This is a genomic window from Mesorhizobium sp. CO1-1-7, from assembly GCF_020164885.1.
In the GTDB taxonomy this organism is placed as follows: Bacteria; Pseudomonadota; Alphaproteobacteria; order Rhizobiales; family Rhizobiaceae; genus Mesorhizobium; species Mesorhizobium australicum.
Window position 1 is genome coordinate 41,217 of record NZ_JAIUHA010000006.1, and the last position, 21,501, is coordinate 62,717.

A 21,501-nucleotide genomic window follows, 5' to 3' on the forward strand; every position below is an offset into this window, starting at 1 on the left:
AATGCGCCAGGCGATTCAGCGCATTGGCTTTTGTGCGCTGATGATTGCCGGCTCGGCCCTGCCGGCGCCTGCCGATCCCCTCCCCGCGGGTTTCGTTCGCCTCGCCGATGTCGCCCCATCGATCCGCCAGGACATTCGCTACGCCAACGCCGACAATTTTCTGCACCGCAAGGTGAATGGCTATGACGCGCCGGTCTGCATTTTGACCCGGGAGGCCGCCGAGGCACTCTCCAGAGTCCAGCGGGCGATCGCCACCAGAGGCCTGACGCTGGTCGTCTTCGACTGCTATCGCCCTGCCCGCGCCGTTGCCGACATGGGCGAATGGACGGCCGCGGGTGGACCGCCGGACCCGCAATGGTATCCGAAGGTCAAGCGTGGCGATCTCATCGCCAAGGGCTATGTCGGCAAACTGTCCAGTCATTCGCGCGGCTCGACCGTCGATGTTGCCATCGCGCCTGTCGACAGTACGCCCGTGCCGAAACCGGCCTGCGGCGCGATCGATGCCGACACCCTCGATTTCGGCACCGGCTTCGATTGTTTCGACCCGATGAGCGAGACCGCGCGTCGCCCGCTCGGCGCCAAAGCTGCGGCAAACCGAAAGCTGCTCGTCGATGCCATGCGTGCTGGCGGGTTCAAGAACTACGCGCGCGAATGGTGGCATTTTGCGCTGGCCCGGGAGCCGTTTCGAAAGCAGCGCTTCGATTTCCCGGTGACCGCCGAGTAACCTTGCCCAACCAGCCTTGCCCGGCAACCGCGCATCCCTAGATAGGCCGGATGTTGGGCCGACTCCGGCGCGGAGCGACCGCGGGGAAAATATTTCTCACAACAGCGACAGATCGCCGAAGATTTTCTTCAGGAGGACAAAAAAGGCAACATTGAATGCATCTTATTTCTATAAATTCGCTAGATTTGGCGCGGGTTCAACGGAGGCAGAAATGACCAAACCTCATTTCCGGAAACTGCTCGGCGCACTGGTCGCCACATCTGTTCTATCAGGCACGCTCGGTTTCGCGTTTGCCGACACCACCATTCTCAATGTGTCCTACGATCCGACGCGCGAGCTCTACAAGGCCTATGACGAGGCCTTCGCCGCGCATTGGAAGACGGAGACCGGGGAGACGGTGACCATCCAGCAGTCGCATGGCGGATCGGGTGCCCAGGCCCGCGCGGTGATCGATGGCCTCGACGCCGATGTGGTGACGCTGGCGCTCGAAGGCGACATCAACGCCATCGTCTCGAAGTCAAAGAAGATCAATCCAGACTGGCGCACCAAATTCGAAAACAATTCGGCGCCCTACACCTCGACGATCATCTTCCTTGTCCGCAAGGGCAATCCCAAGGGCATCCACGACTGGAACGACCTCGTCAAGGACGGTGTCCAGGTGATCACGCCCAACCCCAAAACCTCGGGCGGCGCACGCTGGAACTATCTCGCGGCCTGGGCCTATGCCAACGCCAATGATGGCGGCGATGAAGCCAAGACCAAGGACTTCGTCGGCAAGCTCTACGCCAATGCTCCCGTGCTCGACACCGGCGCGCGCGGCTCGACCGTGACCTTCGCGCAAAAAGGCCTGGGTGACGTGCTGATCGCGTGGGAAAACGACGCCTATCTGGCGCTCGACGAGTTCGGCGCCGACAATTTCGACATCGTTTATCCGCCGACCTCCATCCTGGCCGAGCCACCGGTGGCCGTGGTCGACGCCAATGTCGACGCCAAGGGCACACGCAAGGTGGCCGAGGCCTATCTGAGCTACCTCTATTCCAAGGAAGGCCAGACCATCATCGCCAAGAACCATTATAGGCCGTCCAAGCCCGAACTGGTTCCGCCCGAGGATCTCGCCAAGCTGCCGCCGATCAAGCTGATCACCATCGACGATCCGCTTTTCGGCGGCTGGAAGAAAGCGCAGCCTTATCATTTCGGCGACGGTGGTATATTCGACCAGATCTACAAGCCGGCCCAGTGAGCTAAACCTAGATCGGGACGACATGACCACAGCACCCGCGCGGGCGGGGTGGCGGTTCAGACAGCCGAGCGTCATTCCGGGTTTCGGATTGACGCTCGGCTTCTCGCTTGCCTACCTCACCCTCATCATCCTCATCCCCCTATCCGGGCTGATCTGGCGTTCGGCCGCTCTCGGCTGGGTCGATTTCTGGGCCATCGCCACCGATCGCCGCACGATCAACGCCCTTCGAATCAGCTTCGGCACGGCGTTCATCTCGGCTGTCGTCAATGTCGTCTTCGGCACGCTCGTCGCCTGGGTGCTGGTGCGCTACCGTTTTCCGGGCCGCCGCATCGTCGACGCCATGGTCGACCTGCCCTTCGCGCTGCCGACGGCGGTGGCCGGCATCGCGCTGACCACGCTCTACGCGCCGAATGGCTGGATCGGCAAATTGCTGATGCCGCTCGGCATCAAGGTCGCCTACACGCCGCTCGGCATCGTCATTGCGCTGATCTTCATCGGCCTGCCCTTCGTCGTGCGAACCGTGCAGCCGATCATGGAAGAGATCGACAAGGAAGTGGAGGAAGCCGCCGCCACCCTCGGCGCCAGCCGCTTCCAGATCATCACCCGCGTGCTCTTTCCCGGCCTGGCGCCGGCCATCATCACGGGCTTCTCGCTGGCCTTCGCGCGCGGCGTCGGCGAATACGGCTCGGTCATCTTCATCGCCGGCAACCTGCCCTACAAATCCGAGATCGCGCCGCTTCTGATCGTCATCCGGCTCGAGGAATACAATTACCCGGCGGCGACCGCGATCGCCGCGATCATGCTGGCGCTGTCGTTCATCATGCTGTTGATCGTCAATCTGGTGCAGACATGGAGCCGCAAGCGCTATGGCTGATCCCGAGATCAAATCATACGAACCGTATCATGAGAGCCGCTCGGCGGCGGTGACCGAGAGCCGGCCGGCACGCGCCGTGCTGATGGCCATCGTCTTCGTCTTTCTCGCCGTCTTCCTGCTGCTGCCGCTGATCATCGTTTTCAAGGAAGCTTTCGCCAAAGGCGTTGGCACCTACCTGCAATCGCTAAGCGATGCCGACACGCGTTCGGCGATCCGCCTGACCTTGCTGGTGGCCGCGATCTCGGTCCCGCTCAACATCGTCTTCGGCATCTCGGCCGCCTGGGCGATCGCCAAGTTCGAGTTCAAGGGCAAGGCCTTCCTGACCACGCTGATCGACCTGCCCTTCTCGGTCTCGCCGGTCATTTCGGGTCTGGTCTACGTGCTTCTCTTCGGTGCTCAAGGGTTGCTCGGCGAGTGGCTGAAGGCACATGGCATCCAGATCCTGTTCGCCGTGCCGGGCATTGTGCTGGCCACCGTCTTTGTCACCTTCCCCTTCGTCGCCCGCGAACTTATTCCGCTCATGCAGGAACAGGGCAATGGCGACGAGGAGGCGGCGCTGTCGCTTGGCGCCAATGGCTGGCAGGCCTTCTGGTACGTGACCTTGCCTAACGTCAAATGGGGCCTGCTCTACGGCGTCCTTTTGTGCAATGCGCGCGCCATGGGCGAGTTCGGCGCGGTTTCGGTGGTGTCGGGCCACATACGCGGCCTGACCAACACCATGCCGCTGCATGTCGAAATCCTCTACAACGAGTACAACGCCGTCGGCGCCTTTGCCGTTGCTTCCTTGCTTGCCGGGCTGGCGCTCGTCACGCTGGTCTTGAAAACACTGCTCGAGATGCGCTACGGCGCCGAACTCGCCGCGACGCGCGGACATTAGAAGGTTCATTGCATGGAAGTTCGCGTTGCCAACGTGCGCAAGGAGTTCGAGCGGTTTCCGGCGCTCCACGATGTCTCGCTCGACATCAAGTCGGGCGAACTGATCGCGCTGCTCGGACCGTCCGGCTCCGGCAAGACGACGCTGCTCAGGCTGATCGCCGGACTGGAGCGCCCGACGCGTGGGAAAATCTTCTTTGGTGACGAGGACGCTTCGCAGAAATCGATCCAGGAGCGCAACGTAGGCTTCGTCTTCCAGCACTACGCGCTGTTCCGCCACATGACGGTGGCCGACAATATCGGCTTCGGCCTCAAGGTGCGGCACGGGCCGACGCGGCCGTCGACCCCCGAAATCCGCCGCCGCGCCTCCGAGCTTCTCGATCTTGTCCAGCTTTCAGGGCTGGAGAAGCGCTATCCGGCGCAGCTTTCGGGCGGCCAGCGCCAGCGTGTGGCGCTCGCCCGCGCCATGGCCATCGAACCCAAGGTGCTGCTGCTCGACGAGCCGTTCGGCGCGCTCGATGCGCAGGTGCGCCGGGAACTGCGTCGCTGGCTGGGCGAAATCCATGACCGCACCGGCCACACCACCGTCTTCGTGACCCACGACCAGGAAGAGGCTTTGGAGCTTGCCGACCGCGTCGTGGTGATGAGCCAGGGGCGCATCGAACAGGTCGGCACCGCCGACGACATCTACGACACGCCGAACTCGCCTTTCGTGTACGGCTTCATCGGTGAATCCAGCTCCCTTCCCGTCAAGGTCGAGAATGGCGAGATCTGGCTGGCCGACCGTCCGATCGGATTGTCGGCGCCGCATGCGCCCGAGGGCGACGCGATGCTCTACTTCCGGCCGCATGACGTCGAACTGCTGGACGGCTGCAGCGGCTGCATCGCCGGCACCGTGGCCGCCAGCCGCCGGGTCGCCGGCACAAGGCGCGTCGAGCTCGAGATCGGCGGCGAACGCCAGCGGGTCGAGATCGAACTGCCGGTCGATCATCCGGCGGCGCAGAAGAGCCGCGTGGCGTTCCGGCCGGGGCGCTGGAAGCTGTTTCCGGCTGCGTAGCGATAGGACCGCCGTCAATCCCTATCCCGGTCGAGGGCGGCCGCCTACCCTTTCACCAGGCCTTTCAACGACAGCACCAATGTCATGGGATTTTTCGGGGAAGCCGCAAAGCCATGGCGCTCATAAAAGGCTTTCGCTTCGTCCGATATCGCATGAACAAAAATTCCGCGTATCCCGAGGATCGTCGCGGCTTGACCGGCGCGCAGGACGGCATCTTGCAGAAGCGCTGCACCCAGTCCCTTCCCTTGCCAGCCTGTGCCCACCGCGAGACGCCCGAGCACGACCATTGGAATGGGATCCGGCATGTTGCGCCGAACAATGCCGGGCGCTTCCGCTAGGTCAAGCCCGCCCGAAGACAGGCAGTAGTAGCCGACAACGCGTATGCCTTCCGCGACCACATAAGTACGAGATGCGCCACTGACCTGGTTGGCCCGTGCGCGGCGGCGAAGCCATTGGTCGAGACTTTCCGTTCCGCTTTGGAAAAGTTCGAGATCGTGGTTCTCGGCCAGCGGCGTGGGCGCCGACAGCATCAGTCCTGCCATGGCTTGGGCACGTTCATAAGACGCGCAAAACCTTCCCCGCCTGGCGGTTCATCGAGGATGTCGAGATAGTGCCGGTAACTCTGGGCATCTACCTTGATCAGTGTTTGGTCGAGCAGCGTATCCTCGGCCGCGCGGTAGGCGGCATCGATCATGAAATCGGAACGGGTTTTCCCGCGTAGCTTTGCGGCGCGGTCAATCAGTATGCGCATATCCTCGCGAATGCGCAGATTGACAGGCTTAGCGTGAGTTTCGGCTGCGGCTTTCGCCATGGAGGGCTCCTTTCCTTCACCATAACATGCCGCATACACAATGTGTATCTATTTGTCCTTTCCATTGGGAAAAGGTTGACGTGAACCGAGCTCCAATATGATGCCGCTCAAAAGAAAAACCTAGGATCAGCCTGTCTAGGAAACGGTTTTCTAGCAACGAGTGCCAAGCCCTGAATCTATGCCTCGCCGCCCCTTTGTACCCTCGCTATGCTCGAACGATAAAACATTACATCCGGAGCCATTTCATGAAGCGATTTTTCCTCGGCGTTGCCGTCGCAGCCGGCCTCATCCTCGCATCCTCCCAGGCTTGGTCGGCCGACAAGCTGCTCAACGCCTCCTATGACGTCGGCCGCGAACTCTTCGTGCAGGTCAACAAGGCCTTTATCGCCAAGCATCCGGGCGTCAGCGTCGACCAGTCCCATGCCGGCACCTCGGCGCAGGCGCGCGCCATCGCCGAGGGCCTCGGGGCCGACGTCGTCACCTTCAACCAGGTCACCGATGTCGACTTCCTGGTCAAGAAGGGCCTCGTCTCGGCCGACTGGCAGAAGGATTTTCCAGACAACGCCTCGCCCTTCTATTCGCTGCCTTCGTTTCTCGTCCGCGCGGGCAATCCCAAGCACATCAAGGACTGGAACGACCTCGTGCGCGACGACGTGCAGGTGATCTTTCCCAATCCGAAGACGTCGGGCAATGCGCGCTACACCTATCTGGCGGCCACCGCCTACGCCAAGGAAGCCTTCAAGGGCGACGACGCCAAGGTGAAGGAGTTCATTACCAAGCTGTTCAACAACGTGCCGATCTTCGACACCGGCGGGCGCGCCGCGACCACCACCTTCGTGCAGCGCGAGATCGGCGACGTGCTGATCACCTTCGAATCCGAGACGCGCGGCATCCGCAAGGAATATGGCGACGACAAGTTCGAGCAGGTCACCCCTTCGGTCAGCCTGCTGGCGGAATTCCCGGTGGCGATCGTCGACAAGGTCGCCGACGAACACGGCACGCGTGACCTGGCCAAGAGCTATCTCGACTTCCTCTATACGCCCGAGGGCCAGGGCATTGCCGCCGAGAATGGCCTGCGCGCACGCGACGCGGCTGTCGCGGCCAAATACAAGGCCGATTTTCCGGACGTGCGCCTGCTGACGGTGGAAGACGTCTTCGGCGGTTGGGACAAGGTCCAAAAAGAGCATTTCGCCGCCGGCGGCCTGCTCGACCAAGCTTATGGCAGCCGGTAAAGTTTCAGCGGTCCGATAGAAAGATCAGGAGAGCCGGCCCCGGGGCCGGCTTTTCTTGTTTAGGCAGACGATAGGGCAATCCGGCGCCTTCGTGCAAAACGTTACAAACAATCAACGCGTTTGTGCCAAACATGCCTTTCCAATGGCTTGTTTTCGCGAAACGGCAGGGTGTGGAAGCAATGCCGTCATCATTTGCACACAAACAGCCGCCAGATGCGGGGTGGTTGGGGCTTCAACGGGTTGACTCGGGCATGCTGACGAAAAAAGGCAAATACGGCCTCAAGGCCCTCGTGCATCTTTCCAACCTTCCGGTTGGCCAATTGGCCTTCGTCAACGACATCGCCGTCGCCAACAACATCCCGAAGAAATTCCTCGATGCCATACTGGGCGAATTGCGCAACGCCGGCTTCGTCCAGAGCCGCAAGGGCAAGGAAGGCGGCTATCGCCTCGCCCGCCCCGCTTCCGAGATCAAGATCGGCCATGTCGTGCGTGTGCTGGACGGTCCGCTGGCGCCGATACCTTGCGCCAGCCGCACGCAGTACCAGCGCTGCGAGGATTGCGACGAAGCGACCTGCCAGGTCCGGCACATGATGCTGGAAGTGCGCCAGGCGATCGCCGAGGTGCTGGACAACCGCAGCCTCGCCGCCATGCGCGATGCCGACAACGACGATTTTCCGGTCGAGTTGACATCCCAGATCTAGAGCCGGGCGAATGAGGCTGTCGAGGTTCACGAAATCCCGAAAAGTCCCCCGCAAGCCATCGGCAGCCAGCTTCCGCACCGAGATCATCGCCGACGTCTTTGTCCCCGAATATGCCGAGGACGTGCGCTTCTTCAGCCGCAAGCAGCTTAGCCCCGGCAAGCTCCGCCGCTTCTCCACCAGGGATCTTCGCGAAAGCCTGGCCGCCCTCTTTTACCTGGCGGTCGCGGCGGTGCTGCCGGTGCGCTGGTGGTCGCGGATCTGCGATTGGGCGTCGCGGTTTCGCCTGAAGCGCCATATGCGCAAGGATTTCCCCGGATATGCCGCCGCAACGCGCGCGGTGCTCGGCAGCGACATCGATGCACGCAAGCTGTTCGAGGCATTGCTCGCGGCGCGCCATCGCCGCCGCATGCAGCTTGCCGCGCATCTGGTCGCCCGTCGCTGGAGGCCGGCGATCCGGCTGGAAGGGCTCGAGGATTTGCAGGCCGCTTTGCAACGCGGCCATGGCGCGATCCTCTGGTGCGATCAGTTCACCGCCCAGACAATGATCGGCAAGCGCGCCATGCATGAGGCCGGCATCGAAGCGCATCAGGTCAGCGTCAACACGCATGGCGTTTCCGAGACGGCATTCGGCCAGCGCTTTCTCAATCCGCCGATGGTTCGTGTCGAGAACCGGTTCCTGAAAAGCCGGATCGTCTTCGACCGTGACGACGCCTATCAGGTCACCATCCGCATTCAGAAGATGCTGAGGCAGAACGGCGTCGTGATGATGACCAACACAATCCACGCCGGCTCGACCTTCACCGAAACCGCGCTTGGCGAAAGCGGCTGGACGCACCTTGCCTCGGCACCGGCGAATTTCGCCGCGCGCGGCAAGACGGCCCTGTTTGCGATGTCGACCTTCGAGGTCGTTCCCTTCCGGGAATATCGCGCCGTCTTGAGCCCCGAGCTGGTGCCGGCGGCACCGGCGCCCCAGGCAGCGGACACAATCAGGGACGGAGCCAAGAACATGGCCCTGCAGGCACGCTACATCCTGCTCAAACGCGACCGCCTGCTGCAAGCGCTGAAAGAGTGCCCCGAGCAGATGATGTCCTGGTCGCGCCATGAGCGGTTGACGGAAGCCCCGGACGGCATCGGCATCAGCGCTGAAGAAGGCTCATGACGGGCGTATCAAGCCCATTGCCTGGGCGACGAGTTCGTCGACCGGCCGTGTCGCGTCGAGCGTCAATGCCCGCTCGTCTTGCCCCGGCGGCTCAAGGATGGCGAACTGGCTGTCAACCAGGCTTGCCGGCATGAAATGGCCCTTGCGGTTGCCAACGCGCCGCCGCGCGGTGGCGGGATCGATCTCCAGATAGAGGAAGACGATATCAGGGCAAAAACCGCGCAGGCGCTCGCGATAACCGCGCTTCAGCGCCGAGCAGGCGGCGACCACACCTTGCCGCTTGCCGATCGATGCCTGGATCTGCTCGCCGATCGCGTCGAGCCAGCCTTCGCGCAGTTGATCGGTGAGCGGTTCGCCGCGTGCCATGCGGGCGACGTTTTCGGGCGGATGCAGCCTGTCGCCCTCGATGAAGACGGCATCCAGTGCGGTGGCCAGCGCGATTCCGACGGCTGACTTGCCGCAGCCGGCTACCCCCATCACCACGATGGCCGGAGGCGCCAGACCGGAAGCGCCCGTCGGCGCCTGCGCTGCGTTTTCGTCCACCGTCAGCGGCTCGCCGGCGCGCGGCCATAAAGCAGGAGCATGGCGACGATGACGACGCCATAGATGATCTGCCGTCCCGCCTCCGGCATCTGCATGACCGAGAGGATGGATTGCAACAGCGTGATCAGGATCACGCCGGCGACAGTGCCGAGATAGGAGCCGCGCCCGCCCAGGATCGAGGTGCCGCCCAGCACCACGGCCGCGATCGACGGCAGCAGATAGGCATCGCCCATCGACTGCGCCGCCTTGGAGGCGTAGCCGGCCAGCAGCACGCCGCCGAAGGCGGAGAGCCCTCCGGAGACGGCGAAGGCGATCATCACCACGCGTCTCGTGTCGATGCCGGAGAGATAGGCGGCACGCTCGCGGTTGCCGATGCCATAGACCGCGCGGCCGAAGCCGGTGCGCGTCAGCACGAACACCATCGCGATCCCTATAAACGCCCAGATGATGACGGCGTTGGGGACGCCCGGAATGGTGAAGCCGGTGGCCAGGTAGCGCATGGCGCCGGTCGCCGAATCCTGTGGCGAGAAGCCGCCGGTATAGACCACCATCAGCCCTTGCGCGACGGCATTGGTGGCGAGCGTGATGATCATTGAGGGAATGCGCAAATAGGCGACGCCGATGCCGTTGGCGATGCCGATCAGCACGCCGCAGAAGATGCCGAACGGAATCGCCAGCACCACCCCGGCCGGACCGTAGGCGGCCGCCGCGCAGGCCATCATCGCGCCCGCCGCCACCGACCACGGCACCGACAGGTCGATCTGGCCGAGCAGGATGACCAGCATCATGCCGGTGGCGATGACGCCGAGGAACGAGGCCACCTTGAGCTGCTGCAGGAGATATTCAGGCGACAGGAAGCTGCGTGAATAAAGACTGCCGACCAACAGCAGCACCACGATGCAGGCAAAGGCGGTCAGCACCGCCGGGTCGGCGCGGCGAATGAATTTCGGCATGCGGCCGGCAATGCCGCCCAAGGTCGTCTCGCTCACAGGAACCACTCCAGCCGGTTGCGGACCCGAAAAAGGGCGAAGGCGCCGAGGCTGACGGCGACCAGCAGGATAACGCCCTGGAACAGCGGCTGCCAGAGCGGATCGAAGTCGAACACGAACAACAGGTCGCCAATGGTGCGGAAGGCAAGGGCGCCGAAGATGGCGCCGATAGCGCTGCCCTTGCCGCCGAACAGCGACACACCACCCAGCACGACCGCCGCGATCGAGAACAACGTGTAGGAGTTGCCGCTCGCGTAGGCAGCCTCGCCCGTATAGGTGAAGAAGGTGAGGAACAGCCCGCCGATCGCCGCCAGCAGCCCGGCCAGCGTATAGGCGGCGAACTTGCCGCGCCGGATCGGCACGCCGGACATATAGGCCGCCGTTTCCGAAGAGCCCGCCGCGTATGCCGCGCGGCCGAGGATCGAGCGGCTGAACGGCACCCAGATCACCAGCACGATGGCGAGCAGCACCACCAGGCTCGCCGGCACAAAGCCGAACACGCGGCCGGTCAGCGCGTCGGCCAGGTCCTCATTGACCGAACCGCCCGGGAAAGGTCGCAACAACAGTCCGATGCCGTAGTAGACAGCCCCGGTGGCGATGGTGGCGACGATCGGCTGCAGCCGCCCATAGATGACGATGGCGCCGTTGACGGCGCCGCACAGAAGGCCCGCCACAAGCACGGCGATGACGCCGAGCGTGGTCTGCAACGGCGTGCCTACCACCAGCCAGGAGGCCAGGCAGTTGGTGAGCAGGAAGATCATGCCCACGGACAGGTCGATCCCGGAGGTGATGACGACCAGCGTCTGCGCCATGGCGACGAAGGCAAGCAGCACGCCCTTGTTCGCCGCCGTCTGCACGACATTGGCGGTGAAGCCCGCCGGGTGGTTCGAGGTGTAGATGACGAACATGACGATGAAGATGCCGAGAGCCAGCAACGTTCCGCGCTGCTCGGCCAGCCAGTAGCGCCAGTCTTTCACACGCTTGCTCCCAGGCCCACCGGGCTCTCCTCGCCATGGATGTTGAGCGCGCTCGCTATAAGCGCCCGCTCGGTGATCTCGCCGCCGACCAGCTCGCGCTTGACGGCGCCGTCATAGAGCACCAGGACCCGGTCGCAGCAGCCGATCAGTTCGTCATAGTCGGTCGAATAGAACAGGATCGCCGCGCCCGCATCCGCCAGCTTGCGCATCAGCTGATAGATCTCCTGTTTGGTGCCGACATCGATGCCGCGTGTCGGGTCGTTGAGCAGGATGATGCGCGGCTGGCGCATCAGCCATTTGGCGATCACCACCTTCTGCTGGTTGCCGCCCGACAGCGCGCCGACCGGAATGTCGAGGCCCGCCGTCTTGATCGCCAGCAGGCCGACCATGTCGTCGATCAGCCGCTGTTCGGCGGCGCGATCGATGATGCCGCCTTTCGACAGCCGGTCGAGCGCGGCGAAAGACAGGTTTTCGCGCACCGTCATCGGCAGCATCAGTCCTTCGGTCTTGCGGTCCTCCGGGATGAGCGCCATGCCGACGCTATCCTCGCGGGCCGCTGCCGGGCTGGTGATCGTCACTGGCTTGCCGTCGATCAGCACCTCGCCGGAGAGGCCGCGCAGCACACCGAAGAAGGCGAGCAGCAATTCGCGCTGGCCTTGGCCGTCGAGCCCGCCGAGGCCGACCACCTCGCCTGCCCTGACCGTCAGCGAGATATCGTGCAGCCGGTCGGCCCAGGACAATTTGCGCGCCTCGAGCCGGGGGGCGGCGCCAGTGGGTGCCGCCGCCGGCTTGGGCGGAAAAATATGGCTATATTCACGGCCGATCATCAGCTCGACCACCTCGTTGTCGCTCTTAGAGCCGGCCTCGTAGCTGGCGACATTGCGGCCATTGCGGAACACGGTGCAATGGTCGGCCAGTTCGGCGATCTCATTCATGCGGTGCGAGATGTAGAGCAGCGCCAGCCCTTCCGAGCGCAGTCGTTTCAAGACGCCGAAGATCTTCGCGACATCCGCCGCCGTCAGCGCCGAGGTCGCTTCGTCGAGGATGAGGATGCGCGGTTTCCTGGCCAGCGCCTTGGCGATCTCCACCATCTGCCGTCGTGACAGCGGCAGGTCCTTGACCAGCGCCAGCGGATGAATGTCGCCGGCACCCGCGCGCGCCAGCGCATCCTCGGCGATGCGCCGCTGCGCCCTGCGGTCGATCATGCCGAAGCGTTTTGGCGGATCGGAAATGACGATGTTGTCGGCGACGCTGAGTTCGGGGATCAGCGACAGTTCCTGGAAAATGCAGACAATGCCGGCCTTGTTCGCCGCACCCGGCGACGCGAAGGTCACCTCGCGTCCGTCCAGCGTCATTTGGCCCTCGTCGGGCGCCACGACACCGGCCATGACCTTGATCAGCGTCGATTTGCCAGCCCCGTTTTCACCGAGAATGGCGTGGATGCTGCCGGCCTCGACCGTCAGTTCGGCCTTTTCCAGCGCCCGCACGCCGCCATAGCGCTTGGAAATGCCTTCCATGCGAAAAAGTGGAGCCGCACCGTCCATCAACCCTCCCAGGGCGATTGTGGGATTGCAGGCTGGCGCCGCGGGATCAGCCGCGGCGCCAGACGATAGAAAGCGACTACTGGTTTTCCTTGGTCTGCCCCATGATTTCCTGGGCGCTGAAATTGATGCCGCAGGTCGGGAAGGAATTGCCGACGAAGAAATTGTCGGACTCCTTCGGGAAGTAATCCGTGCCTTCCTTCATGTCCGGATCCGTGGCGACGGCCAGAGGCAGCTTCACCTCCTGCGGCACCACTTCGCCTTCGAGTGCCGCGATCGCCGTCTTGATGGCGACGGCGACCTGGGCCGGGCCCGAGCCGGCGGAGGTGCACTTCAGGCCATCGGCCGAATGCGCCGCGCAGAACTTGCGGAAGCCGTTTTCGGTCTCGCCGCCGAACGGCACGAACGGATGCTTGGCGTCCATCATCGCCTGCACGATGCCGGTGTCGCCGCCCTGGCCGGTGATGCCGTCGAACGGACCGTTGGTGGCGATCGCATCGGCGGTCACTTTCTGCGCCACGCCGTCATCCCATTTGCCGGCGACTTCGGTCACATCCCACTTCTTGCCGGAGGCGTCGAACACCTCATGGATGCCGTTGTGGCGATCGGTGTCGACGGAGGTGCCGGCGACGCCGCGCACTTCCAGGATCTTGCCGCCATTCGGGATCTTGGCGACCAGCCACTTGGCCCACAATTCGCCAAGTCCCTTCTGGTCGACATTGACGTTGATGGCGTCCTTGGTGTCGAGAATATTGTCGAAGGCGACCAGCACGATGCCGGCTTCCTTGGCGCGTTTGATGACCGGGCCGAAGGCGGTCGGGTTCTGCGCGTCGGTGACGATGGCGTCATAGCCGGAATCGATGAAGTTGTTGATCGCCGAAATCTGCGCCGGCACGTCCTCGCCCGTCGAGACGACCTTGAATTCCTTGATCTTTGCCTTCACGTCGGGCTGCGACGCATAGGCCTTGGCCGTCTGCACCATCTGGATGCGCCAGGTGTTGGCGATATAGCCATTGGCGAAGGCGATGCGGAACGGACCTTCCTTCTTCGGAAATTTGAAGAACTTGGTGTTCGCGTCCCAGGGCGCGAAACAGTCGGCCTGGGCGGCGGGACCGGAGACGATCTCCGGGCCGGCAGCCATGGCCGCCGAATTGAGCATGACGAATGCGCTGGCAGCAACGATGCCGCCGACAAGTGACTTGATCATCGATAATCCTCCCGATTGCAGTTCCGATTTGTCGGTTCAGTTTTTATGCGATTTCGCGCTCCCGGCTGGCACCTCCCGCCTTACCCAGTCACGCCTGCCAGATGCCGAAGACCTCCGCGATCCCACCCCTTACCGTCTCCTTCGGTTGGGAAAAAGGTATCATATTATACATAATAAACAAGCATGAGCTGTTGCTTATGTATAATAAACAGGCCCAACATTTGAGTGGCGAAGCTCCCCAATGGAAAATGGTAGCGCTACCATGACGTTGTGTAAAGCGTCATTCGCGGGTGTTCTCGAAAGCGTGTTCAGCGGGCTGTGCTCTCGCGGCGCTTGAGCTCGAAGCCAAGGTCGACGACCCGCTGCCGCGGCCTGTCACCCGATATCGCCGCAAGCGCCATGGCCACCGCGCGCCTGCCGATTTCGTAGCGATGGGTGCGGATGCTGGTGATCGAAGGAAACGCCACCTGCATCATGTCGAGATCGTTGAAGCCGACAATGCCGATGGTCTTCGGCACCTCGATCGAGGCACGATGGCATTCGAACAGCACGCCGAGCGCGATGTCGTCATTGTTGCAGAACACGCCGTCGAGCGTCGGCATCTTGGCAAGCGCATCGCGGAAGAGTTCGCGGCCAAGCGGCACGCTGGACAGCACCGGCGTGGTGGTGATCAGGCGCGGGTCCGAGAGCCCGGCCTTCTCCATCGCCACCCGGTAACCAGCCAGGCGCCGCTGCGAGCGCGGGTCCATGCGTGCACCGATGAAGCCGATCCGGCGATACCCGGCCTCTATCAGGTGCTCGGTCGCCGTCCGGCCGCCATCGAGATGCGAGAAGCCGACCATCATGTCCACCGGATCGGGTCCGGTCTCCATCACCTGAACCACCGGGCAACCGGCATTCTCCAGGAGTTTTCGCGAAGCAGGCGTCTGATCGATGCCGGCAATGATGAGCGCGGCCGGGCGTTGCGAACCGAACAGCTGCAGCAACCGCTCTTCCTCCAGTCCGGAATAGTGCGTGTTGCCGAGCTGGATGCGGAACGGGCTGTCCGACAGGCAGTCATAGATGCCGCGCACCACCTCGGCGAAGACGTTGTTGGTCAGCGAAGGCACCAGCACGCCGAACACTTCCGCCCGCGCCGAGGCCAATGCGCGCGCATTGGGGTCCGGCACATAGCCGAGTTCGTCGACGGCGGCCTGGATCTGACGGCGCAGCTCCTCGGAAACACGTGCCGGATCGCGCAGCGCGCGTGAGACGGTGATGGCGCCGACGCCGGCCTTGCGTGCCACATCCGACAGGGTTGGGCGGCCACCGCCCCGGCGCGAACGCGGCTTGATCACGGTCTTGGCCCATGCGCATGGCCATCGAAGCGCGCCCGCAATGCGATCTTTCCAGCTGTCGCCATGTCACCGGCCTGTTGCCGCACCCATCCGCCTTGGCGTCGCGCAGTGACTGCCTGTTGTCAAGCCGAGCCACCAAGTGGCCGTGCTTGGCCTTCCTCAGGCGGCTACGGCAGCTCTGTGCCTCGCCTTCCACATGAACAGCCCGATCGCCAATATGTTAAGCAGGTTCCAGGCGATGCCGTTCAGGAAAGCGGCGGCATAGGAGCCGGTCAGGTCGTAGATCCAGCCCGACATCCAGCCGCCGATCGCCATGCCGAAAATCGTCGCCATCATGACGACGCCGATGCGCTGGCCGGCCTCCTTGGCGGGCAGGTATTCGCGCACGATGATCGCATAGCAAGGCACGATGCCGCCTTGCGACAAGCCGAAGACCAGCGACACGACATAGAGCGAGGCGAGCCCGTCGAACGGGATGTAGAACAGCAGCGACAGGCATTGCAGCACGGAGCCGATAAGCAAGGTTTTGACACCGCCGATGCGGTCGGCGACAAAGCCCGAGGCGAGCCGGCTGACGACGCCCGCGGCCATCATGATCGACAGCATGTCGGCGCCATGCGCCATGCCGTAGCCAAGATCCATGCAATAGGCGACGATGTGCACTTGCGGCATCGACATCGCCACGCAGCAGCCCAGTCCCGCGACGACCAGCAGCATCTGCATCGCGGCCGGAGACATTGGCATCGGCTGCACGGACCGGCTTCCGGCCGGGCCGGCGGCTGCCGCTTCCGGAGCGCCGCGGCGCAGCAAAAGCACCAGCGGCACCATGGTGACCAGGCAGAAGACGCCGATGGCGGCATAGGTGAAGCGCCAGCCTTCCGCCTTGATCAGCGTCGGCATGATGGTCGGCCAGATCGCTCCGGCGAGGTAGTTGCCGGCCGCGGCCGCGGTGACAGCGACGCCGCGGCGGCGGTTGAACCAGTGCGATATATCGGCGATCAGCGGCCCGAAGATCACCGATGTGCCGAGACCGATCAGCACGCCTTGCGCAAGGGTGAATTGCAGGATCGAGGTCGACAAAGCCGCGAGCAGAAGGCCGGCGGAGAGCGCGATCGAGGAAAACAGCGCCGGAATCCAGTAACCCATGCGATCGATGGCGCGGCCGACCAGCACATTGCCGGCGGCAAAGCCGACCATGGTCGCGGTGTAAGGCATGGATGCCGCGGCGCGGTCGACGCCGAACTCGGCCTGTACCGCAGGCAGCACCACGACGACGGCCCACATGCCGACCGCACCGATCGTCGCCAGCAGCATCGAGATGGCCAGGCGCATCCAGGCGTAGGAACTGTCGATACCGGGGCTGGGCCGGCTCAAGTCGGTTCGTGACAAAGGCGTTTCCTGTCGGCGGCCTCAACCGCTGCTGTTTTGGCCACTATCGACGCATTCTCGGCGCACAGCAGCGCCACGGCGGGCAAATCCGTGGCTCCAGGGAGGTACGAGCGCGGGAACCGGCGCCAGCATCTGGAGTTTCCGATCAATAACCCCGCAAAGGAGACCAGCCATGACCGCCACCAAGCAGAAATGGTCGGCCGAGGTGACCGAGCACAGCGATGCTATGGATCTCGAGGACCACGTGTTCGAATCCGACGACGCCAAGAAGATCGCCGCCTCGCTCAAGCGTTCGGCCGAACACAGCCACCGCCGCAAGGCCGAGCCCTTCCAGTCCGCCATGTCGATGCTGAATTTCTACATCAACAGGGCCGGAAAAAACCTGCCCGCGGCTCGCAAGAAGATCCTCGAGGACGCCAAGGACGAATTGCGTGCCGCATTCGGGCGGCCAAAAGAGGATTAGGCTTTCGCCGCCAATGGCTCCTCAAGCTTGTTCCTCACCCCATCAAAAACGAGGTGAGGAACCCGTCTATTACCGCTATCCAGCCGGTAGGCGCCCTATTGTCTGATCTCGGGTTCGACAAGCTTGGCCAGGTTTCGCAGCGACTCCTGCCAGCCGAGATAGCAGGCTTCGGCGGGAATGGCGTCTGGAATGCCGGCTTGTGTGATGTTCACTTCGGTGCCCACGGACACTTTCTTCAGCGTCACGGTCACCTGGATCTCGCCGGGCAGGTTGGGATCGTCGAACCTGTCGGTGTAGCGCAGGAGTTCGCCCGCGACGAGCTCGACGTACTCACCGCCAAACGAATGGCTGTCGCCAGTGGTGAAGTTGCGGAACGACATCTTGAAGGTACCGCCGACCTTGCCCTCGAAGTGATGAACCGTGCAGGTGAAGCCGTTCGGCGGAAGCCATTTGGCAAGCGCATCGGCCTCGAGGAACGCGCGGTAGACCTTCTCCGGGCTGGTGGTCAGAACACGGTGCAGACGTACGGTGCTGGGCATGTCGATACTCCTTCGTGGTCTCTGTTCGATGCCCCAAGGACGGGTACCGCACAGCCGATCCGACACAGGCTTTTGAATTTTGTGCGGTCCGGCCCCGAATTGCTTCGAATTCCAAGGCGCGAACACCCGCGCCCAACGGCCGTGTCGCGGAAATCTATCGCGAACGGATGACGTTGTCGGTATTGGCCAGCAGCTTGCGCACGGCATTGCGCGCCGCATCCGGCCGCTGGAGGCGGATGTTCTTTTCGATTGCCTCGTGCATCTTCTGGGCGAGCTGCAAATCGTCGAGCTCCCGGGTCGTGTAGGCAAACAGGTGATCGAAGGCGGATTCGATCAGCACGCCGAGCGGCACCAGCAGATCATTGCCCGAGGCACGCAATATGGCGAGGTGGAAGCGGGTGTCGGCACGGGTCCGTTCCTGCAAGCTTTTCGCCTCTCCCATCTCCCGGCAGGCCTGGCTGATCTCGGCCATCTGCTCGTCGGTGCGCCGCATGGCGGCGAATGCGGTCGCTTCCGGCTCGATGATGTGGCGGAACTCCTGCACCGTCTTCAGGAAAACCTCGCGGTCGGGCGACGTCGCGTACCAGGCGAGCACATCGCGGTCGAGCAGGTTCCAGCGTTCCCTGGGTTCGACCCAGCTGCCGATCTTGGGGCGCGATGCGAGCAGGCTCTTGGCCATCAGCATCTTGATCGCCTCGCGCACCGCCGAGCGGCTGACGCTGAACGTCTCCGACCATTTGGCCTCATTGGGCAGGATGGTGCCGGGCGGATAATCGCCGCGCACGATCCTGAGCCCAATCTCGCTGGCCAGTGATGTGTGCACGCTGGAGCCCGGAATACGTGCCGCGTCGGCTCGCCGAACACCGGCCGGACGATCAGCGGCTACAGCCTTTTTCGGCGATTTTTCCCTGTTCGGCTTCGCGTCCCGCATGCATTCCAGAAAGGCCGGTTTAGGGAGGCTGTCAAGCGTGGTGCGGGCGCGGGGCCGCAAAGCCGGCCTCTATGCACAACCCAGCCGTGATTCGAGCTCGCTTAGGCGGTCTTGACGTATTTGCGCCAGCTGTGCTCCGGGCGGAAGCCGAGCATGTCGCGCGCCTTGCGGTTCGACAGCAGCGTCTCGTATTCACCGAGTTCGCCCTTGACCGGCACGTCGGGATAGAACCGCTTCAGGAGTTCGGCGGTCGGCAGATCGGACGAGGTGTCGTCATTGGCGGCATTGAACACCTGGTAGCCCAGCCCATCCTTCTCGACGGCACGCAGCGTGATCTGGCCAAGGTCCCGGGCATCGATGTAGCTCCAGGCGATACGCTTGCGAAAACCAGGATCGGCGAACCATTTCGGAAACAGCGAATACTCATGCGGCTCGATGACGTTGCCTATGCGCAAGGCATAGATATCCGTGCCATTGCGCTGCGCGAAAGCGCGCGCGGTCTTCTCGTTGACGATCTTTGACAGCGCATAGCTGTCCATCGGGTCGACGTCATAGTCCTCGTCGAGCGGGAAATACGCGGGATCGCGCGGCTCGTTGGCGAACACCAGGCCGTAGGTCGTCTCGCTGGAAGCGATGATCACCTTGCGGATGCCGAGCTTCACCGCCGCCTCGATGATGTTGTAGGTGCCCATTGCATTGATGCGGAACACCTCGTTGTCGGGCGTGATCATGATGCGTGGAATGGCAGCAAAATGCACCACGGCGTCCACTGGCTGCGGGCGTAGCGAGGGGTCGAATTCGTGCAGCCCCATATAGCTAGACAGCGCGTTGAACACCTGGCCGCTGTCGGTGATGTCGGTGATCAGCGTGCGCACCTTGGGATTGTCGAGCGGCCTGGTGTCGATGTTGAGCACCTGGCAACCCTGCTCCACCAGATATTGCACGACGTGGCGCCCAGCCTTGCCGCTGCCGCCGGTGAACATGATCCGCTTCGTCATTTCTGGTCTCCACGAAAGTCCTGGGATTTACGTGTATTGTCAGACAATATTGCTTTCTGCAACCGTCTATGGCTAAAACAGCGGCGACATTATCGATAATCACGCAACAGGACAGACAGCATGAACACGACCGCTACGGGTGAGAAGATCGGCTTTGTCGGCCTTGGATTGATGGGGCACGGCATCGCCAAGAACATCGTCGACAAGGGATATTCCCTGACCTTCCTCGGCCGCAAGAACCGCAAACCGGCGGAGGATCTTCTCGGCCGAGGCGCTCGTGAGGCATCGACTTCCCGCGATGTGGCGGCGGCATCCGATATCGTCTTCATCTGCGTCACCGGCTCGCGCGAGGTGGAGGCTATCATTCGCGGTCCCGATGGCCTCAAGGAGGGTTTGAAGAAGGGGGCGGTCGTCGTCGACTGCTCGACATCGGATCCGGTCTCGACCGTGGCACTTGCCGCGGAACTCAAGGCGCTCGGCGTCGACTATGTCGACGCGCCGCTCAGCCGCACGCCGAAGGAAGCCTGGGAAGGCACGCTCGACGCCATGGTCGGCGCGCCCGATGCCGTCTTTGCCAGGGTCAAGCCGGTGATCGACACCTGGGCCGGCCGCATCGTGCATATCGGCGATACCGGAGACGGCCACCGCATGAAGCTGCTCAACAATTTCATCTCGCTGGGCTACGCCGCCCTTTATTCCGAGGCCTTGGCACTGGCGGAGAAGGTCGGCATCTCGCCGCCGCGTTTCGACAGCGTCATCCGCAATGGCCGCATGGATTGCGGCTTCTATCAGACCTTCATGCGCTGGACGCTGGAAGGCGACCGCGACGCCCACAAATTCACCATCGCCAATGCCTTCAAGGACCTGACCTATCTGGAATCGATGGCGGGGGCGGCGGGCATCGCCAATCCGCTCGGCAACGCCACCAAGAACGCCTTCGCCGGCGCTCACTCAACCGGCCCGGCCGAGCAGTTCGTGCCGATGCTGGCCACGCACATCGCCAAGGTCAATGGCATCGACCTGATGCCGACGAAGGATGGAAGGAAGCAGACGATCTGAGACCCGGACGGTCGGCTGGCCTTAGCGCCGGCCCCTTCCGATCCCCTCATCGGTGTCGGCAAGCAGCTTGTGCACGGCGTTGCGCGCCGCGGCTGGCCGCTGCAGGCGGATGCTTTTCTCGATCGCCTCGTGCAGTTTCTGTGCCCGCCGTTGATCGCCGACCTGGCGTGTGGTGAAGATGAAGAGATGGTCGAGCGCCGATTCGATCAACACGCCGAGCGGCACCAGAAGGTCGTTGCCCGAGGCCCGCAGGATGGCGAGGTGGAAGCGCGTGTCGGCACGGATGCGCTCGGGCAGGTTGGCCGCCTCGCCCATCTCCCGGCAGGCCAGGCTGATCTCGGCCATCTGCTCGTCGCTGCGCCGTATTGCGGCAAAGGCGGATGCTTCCGGTTCGATGATGTGGCGGAACTCCTGCACGGTGCGAAGGAACGCTTCGCGATCCGGCGCGGTCGCGTACCAGGCCAGCACGTCGCGGTCGAGCAGGTTCCAGCGCTCCTTCGGCTCGACCCAACTCCCGATCTTTGGCCGCGACGCCAGAAGGCTCTTGGCCATCAGCATCTTGATCGCCTCGCGCACCGCCGAACGGCTGACATTGAAGGTTTCGGCCCATTTGGCCTCATTGGGCAGGATGCTGCCAGGCGGATAGTCGCCGCGCACGATCCTGAGGCCAATCTCGCTGGCGAGCGAGGCATGGACGCTGGACCCGGGAAAGTGCGCCGCATCCACCCTGCGCATGGCTGCCGGGTCGTGGCTGGCTTGCGCCTTGGCCCGGCCGGCTTTTTTCTTTGCCTTCTCGTCCGGCATCCACGTTCCAATAGGTCGGCCGCCAGTCACCCGGATTGATCCAAACCCGCGCG

At 63.3% G+C, this 21,501-nt stretch carries 23 protein-coding genes; 10 read left to right on the forward strand and 13 right to left on the reverse strand.

Annotated features, from left to right (window positions below; all coding sequences use genetic code 11):
• The first annotated feature begins 1 nt into the window (after position 1).
• The 5 genes from LB516_RS14015 to LB516_RS14035 all read left to right on the forward strand — a co-directional run bounded on the left by LB516_RS14015 (position 2) and on the right by LB516_RS14035 (position 4,768).
• Positions 2–724: a M15 family metallopeptidase gene (locus LB516_RS14015; RefSeq protein ID WP_224719767.1), complete on the forward strand. Its 723-nt coding sequence runs from the start codon at positions 2–4 to the stop codon at positions 722–724.
• 211 nt (positions 725–935) lie between these two features.
• Positions 936–1,964 (forward strand): sulfate ABC transporter substrate-binding protein, encoded by a 1,029-nt coding sequence (locus tag LB516_RS14020; protein ID WP_224719768.1) that lies wholly within the window; start codon positions 936–938, stop codon positions 1,962–1,964.
• A gap of 22 nt (positions 1,965–1,986) precedes the next feature.
• Complete coding sequence (cysT, locus tag LB516_RS14025) at positions 1,987–2,838, forward strand: sulfate ABC transporter permease subunit CysT (RefSeq protein ID WP_224719769.1); 852 nt, start codon at positions 1,987–1,989, stop codon at positions 2,836–2,838.
• Positions 2,831–3,715, forward strand: a complete 885-nt coding sequence (cysW, locus tag LB516_RS14030) for a sulfate ABC transporter permease subunit CysW (protein WP_015317126.1) — start codon at positions 2,831–2,833, stop codon at positions 3,713–3,715. Before cysT ends, cysW begins: the two co-directional genes overlap by 8 nt.
• 12 nt (positions 3,716–3,727) lie before the next feature.
• Positions 3,728–4,768 carry a sulfate/molybdate ABC transporter ATP-binding protein gene (locus LB516_RS14035; protein ID WP_224719770.1) on the forward strand — a complete coding sequence of 347 codons (1,041 nt, stop codon included), beginning with the start codon at positions 3,728–3,730 and terminating at the stop codon, positions 4,766–4,768.
• 44 nt (positions 4,769–4,812) lie between these two features.
• Here LB516_RS14035 and LB516_RS14040 read toward each other — a convergent pair whose 3' ends face one another.
• Together LB516_RS14040 and LB516_RS14045 are read right to left on the reverse strand one after the other, a co-directional pair.
• Positions 4,813–5,298: a GNAT family N-acetyltransferase gene (locus LB516_RS14040; protein WP_140874409.1), complete on the reverse strand. Its 486-nt coding sequence runs from the start codon at positions 5,296–5,298 to the stop codon at positions 4,813–4,815.
• Positions 5,298–5,579, reverse strand: coding sequence for a DUF1778 domain-containing protein (locus tag LB516_RS14045; protein WP_140873259.1), 282 nt, complete (start codon positions 5,577–5,579; stop codon positions 5,298–5,300). The genes LB516_RS14040 and LB516_RS14045 overlap by 1 nt, the downstream gene beginning before the upstream one ends.
• Positions 5,580–5,824: 245 nt before the next feature.
• Between LB516_RS14045 and LB516_RS14050 the strand changes: the two genes are divergently transcribed.
• From LB516_RS14050 to LB516_RS14060, 3 genes are all read left to right on the forward strand, one after another.
• A complete protein-coding gene (locus tag LB516_RS14050; RefSeq protein ID WP_140665355.1) occupies positions 5,825–6,811 on the forward strand; it encodes a sulfate ABC transporter substrate-binding protein in 987 nt (328 codons plus the stop codon).
• A gap of 251 nt (positions 6,812–7,062) precedes the next feature.
• Positions 7,063–7,512: an RrF2 family transcriptional regulator gene (locus tag LB516_RS14055; protein ID WP_023769580.1), complete on the forward strand. Its 450-nt coding sequence runs from the start codon at positions 7,063–7,065 to the stop codon at positions 7,510–7,512.
• A gap of 10 nt (positions 7,513–7,522) precedes the next feature.
• A complete protein-coding gene (locus tag LB516_RS14060) occupies positions 7,523–8,671 on the forward strand; it encodes a hypothetical protein (RefSeq protein ID WP_224719771.1) in 1,149 nt (382 codons plus the stop codon).
• Here LB516_RS14060 and LB516_RS14065 read toward each other — a convergent pair.
• From LB516_RS14065 to LB516_RS14095, 7 genes are all read right to left on the reverse strand, one after another.
• On the reverse strand, positions 8,666–9,214 hold the full coding sequence (locus tag LB516_RS14065; RefSeq protein WP_224719772.1) for a gluconokinase: 549 nt from the start codon (positions 9,212–9,214) through the stop codon (positions 8,666–8,668). The genes LB516_RS14060 and LB516_RS14065 overlap by 6 nt on opposite strands.
• A gap of 2 nt (positions 9,215–9,216) precedes the next feature.
• Positions 9,217–10,203, reverse strand: coding sequence for an ABC transporter permease (locus LB516_RS14070; RefSeq protein WP_224719773.1), 987 nt, complete (start codon positions 10,201–10,203; stop codon positions 9,217–9,219).
• Positions 10,200–11,180: an ABC transporter permease gene (locus LB516_RS14075; protein WP_015317117.1), complete on the reverse strand. Its 981-nt coding sequence runs from the start codon at positions 11,178–11,180 to the stop codon at positions 10,200–10,202. The genes LB516_RS14070 and LB516_RS14075 overlap by 4 nt, the downstream gene beginning before the upstream one ends.
• The gene (locus tag LB516_RS14080; protein ID WP_224719774.1) at positions 11,177–12,724 is read right to left on the reverse strand and encodes a sugar ABC transporter ATP-binding protein; all 1,548 of its coding nucleotides are present in this window, start codon (positions 12,722–12,724) and stop codon (positions 11,177–11,179) included. Before LB516_RS14080 ends, LB516_RS14075 begins: the two co-directional genes overlap by 4 nt.
• Positions 12,725–12,800: 76 nt before the next feature.
• Positions 12,801–13,928: a sugar ABC transporter substrate-binding protein gene (locus LB516_RS14085; protein ID WP_015317115.1), complete on the reverse strand. Its 1,128-nt coding sequence runs from the start codon at positions 13,926–13,928 to the stop codon at positions 12,801–12,803.
• Between the two features lie 308 nt (positions 13,929–14,236).
• The gene (locus LB516_RS14090) at positions 14,237–15,265 is read right to left on the reverse strand and encodes a LacI family DNA-binding transcriptional regulator (RefSeq protein ID WP_015317114.1); all 1,029 of its coding nucleotides are present in this window, start codon (positions 15,263–15,265) and stop codon (positions 14,237–14,239) included.
• A 159-nt stretch (positions 15,266–15,424) separates the two neighbouring features.
• A complete protein-coding gene (locus LB516_RS14095) occupies positions 15,425–16,654 on the reverse strand; it encodes an MFS transporter (RefSeq protein WP_224719775.1) in 1,230 nt (409 codons plus the stop codon).
• Between the two features lie 172 nt (positions 16,655–16,826).
• Between LB516_RS14095 and LB516_RS14100 the strand changes: the two genes are divergently transcribed.
• Positions 16,827–17,117, forward strand: coding sequence for a DUF3175 domain-containing protein (locus LB516_RS14100; protein WP_015317112.1), 291 nt, complete (start codon positions 16,827–16,829; stop codon positions 17,115–17,117).
• A 95-nt stretch (positions 17,118–17,212) separates the two neighbouring features.
• On the opposite strand, the gene LB516_RS14105 is transcribed toward LB516_RS14100, so the two are convergent.
• The 3 genes from LB516_RS14105 to LB516_RS14115 all read right to left on the reverse strand — a co-directional run bounded on the left by LB516_RS14105 (position 17,213) and on the right by LB516_RS14115 (position 19,585).
• The gene (locus LB516_RS14105) at positions 17,213–17,656 is read right to left on the reverse strand and encodes an SRPBCC family protein (protein WP_023769571.1); all 444 of its coding nucleotides are present in this window, start codon (positions 17,654–17,656) and stop codon (positions 17,213–17,215) included.
• Between the two features lie 154 nt (positions 17,657–17,810).
• Entirely contained in the window at positions 17,811–18,587 is a 777-nt protein-coding gene (locus LB516_RS14110; protein ID WP_140665373.1) for a FadR/GntR family transcriptional regulator, read from the reverse strand.
• 101 nt (positions 18,588–18,688) lie between these two features.
• The gene (locus tag LB516_RS14115; RefSeq protein ID WP_015317109.1) at positions 18,689–19,585 is read right to left on the reverse strand and encodes an NAD-dependent epimerase/dehydratase family protein; all 897 of its coding nucleotides are present in this window, start codon (positions 19,583–19,585) and stop codon (positions 18,689–18,691) included.
• A 120-nt stretch (positions 19,586–19,705) separates the two neighbouring features.
• On the opposite strand from LB516_RS14115, the gene LB516_RS14120 reads away from it, so the two are divergent.
• A complete protein-coding gene (locus LB516_RS14120; protein ID WP_224719776.1) occupies positions 19,706–20,644 on the forward strand; it encodes an NAD(P)-dependent oxidoreductase in 939 nt (312 codons plus the stop codon).
• A gap of 21 nt (positions 20,645–20,665) precedes the next feature.
• On the opposite strand, the gene LB516_RS14125 is transcribed toward LB516_RS14120, so the two are convergent.
• Positions 20,666–21,448 carry a FadR/GntR family transcriptional regulator gene (locus LB516_RS14125; RefSeq protein WP_140615498.1) on the reverse strand — a complete coding sequence of 261 codons (783 nt, stop codon included), beginning with the start codon at positions 21,446–21,448 and terminating at the stop codon, positions 20,666–20,668.
• Between the last annotated feature and the right edge of the window lie 53 nt (positions 21,449–21,501).

What these genes read in the sequence shown, in the direction of transcription:
- LB516_RS14015 (WP_224719767.1), top strand. Translation starts at nt 2, where the DNA reads ATGCGCCAGGCGATTCAGCGCATTGGCTTTTGTGCGCTGATGATTGCC.
- LB516_RS14020 (WP_224719768.1), top strand. Translation starts at nt 936, where the DNA reads ATGACCAAACCTCATTTCCGGAAACTGCTCGGCGCACTGGTCGCCACA.
- cysT (WP_224719769.1), top strand. Translation starts at nt 1,987, where the DNA reads ATGACCACAGCACCCGCGCGGGCGGGGTGGCGGTTCAGACAGCCGAGC.
- cysW (WP_015317126.1), top strand. Translation starts at nt 2,831, where the DNA reads ATGGCTGATCCCGAGATCAAATCATACGAACCGTATCATGAGAGCCGC.
- LB516_RS14035 (WP_224719770.1), top strand. Translation starts at nt 3,728, where the DNA reads ATGGAAGTTCGCGTTGCCAACGTGCGCAAGGAGTTCGAGCGGTTTCCG.
- LB516_RS14040 (WP_140874409.1), bottom strand. Translation starts at nt 5,298, where the DNA reads ATGCTGTCGGCGCCCACGCCGCTGGCCGAGAACCACGATCTCGAACTT.
- LB516_RS14045 (WP_140873259.1), bottom strand. Translation starts at nt 5,579, where the DNA reads ATGGCGAAAGCCGCAGCCGAAACTCACGCTAAGCCTGTCAATCTGCGC.
- LB516_RS14050 (WP_140665355.1), top strand. Translation starts at nt 5,825, where the DNA reads ATGAAGCGATTTTTCCTCGGCGTTGCCGTCGCAGCCGGCCTCATCCTC.
- LB516_RS14055 (WP_023769580.1), top strand. Translation starts at nt 7,063, where the DNA reads ATGCTGACGAAAAAAGGCAAATACGGCCTCAAGGCCCTCGTGCATCTT.
- LB516_RS14060 (WP_224719771.1), top strand. Translation starts at nt 7,523, where the DNA reads ATGAGGCTGTCGAGGTTCACGAAATCCCGAAAAGTCCCCCGCAAGCCA.
- LB516_RS14080 (WP_224719774.1), bottom strand. Translation starts at nt 12,724, where the DNA reads ATGGACGGTGCGGCTCCACTTTTTCGCATGGAAGGCATTTCCAAGCGC.
- LB516_RS14085 (WP_015317115.1), bottom strand. Translation starts at nt 13,928, where the DNA reads ATGATCAAGTCACTTGTCGGCGGCATCGTTGCTGCCAGCGCATTCGTC.
- LB516_RS14100 (WP_015317112.1), top strand. Translation starts at nt 16,827, where the DNA reads ATGACCGCCACCAAGCAGAAATGGTCGGCCGAGGTGACCGAGCACAGC.
- LB516_RS14105 (WP_023769571.1), bottom strand. Translation starts at nt 17,656, where the DNA reads ATGCCCAGCACCGTACGTCTGCACCGTGTTCTGACCACCAGCCCGGAG.
- LB516_RS14110 (WP_140665373.1), bottom strand. Translation starts at nt 18,587, where the DNA reads ATGCGGGACGCGAAGCCGAACAGGGAAAAATCGCCGAAAAAGGCTGTA.
- LB516_RS14115 (WP_015317109.1), bottom strand. Translation starts at nt 19,585, where the DNA reads ATGACGAAGCGGATCATGTTCACCGGCGGCAGCGGCAAGGCTGGGCGC.
- LB516_RS14120 (WP_224719776.1), top strand. Translation starts at nt 19,706, where the DNA reads ATGAACACGACCGCTACGGGTGAGAAGATCGGCTTTGTCGGCCTTGGA.
- LB516_RS14125 (WP_140615498.1), bottom strand. Translation starts at nt 21,448, where the DNA reads ATGCCGGACGAGAAGGCAAAGAAAAAAGCCGGCCGGGCCAAGGCGCAA.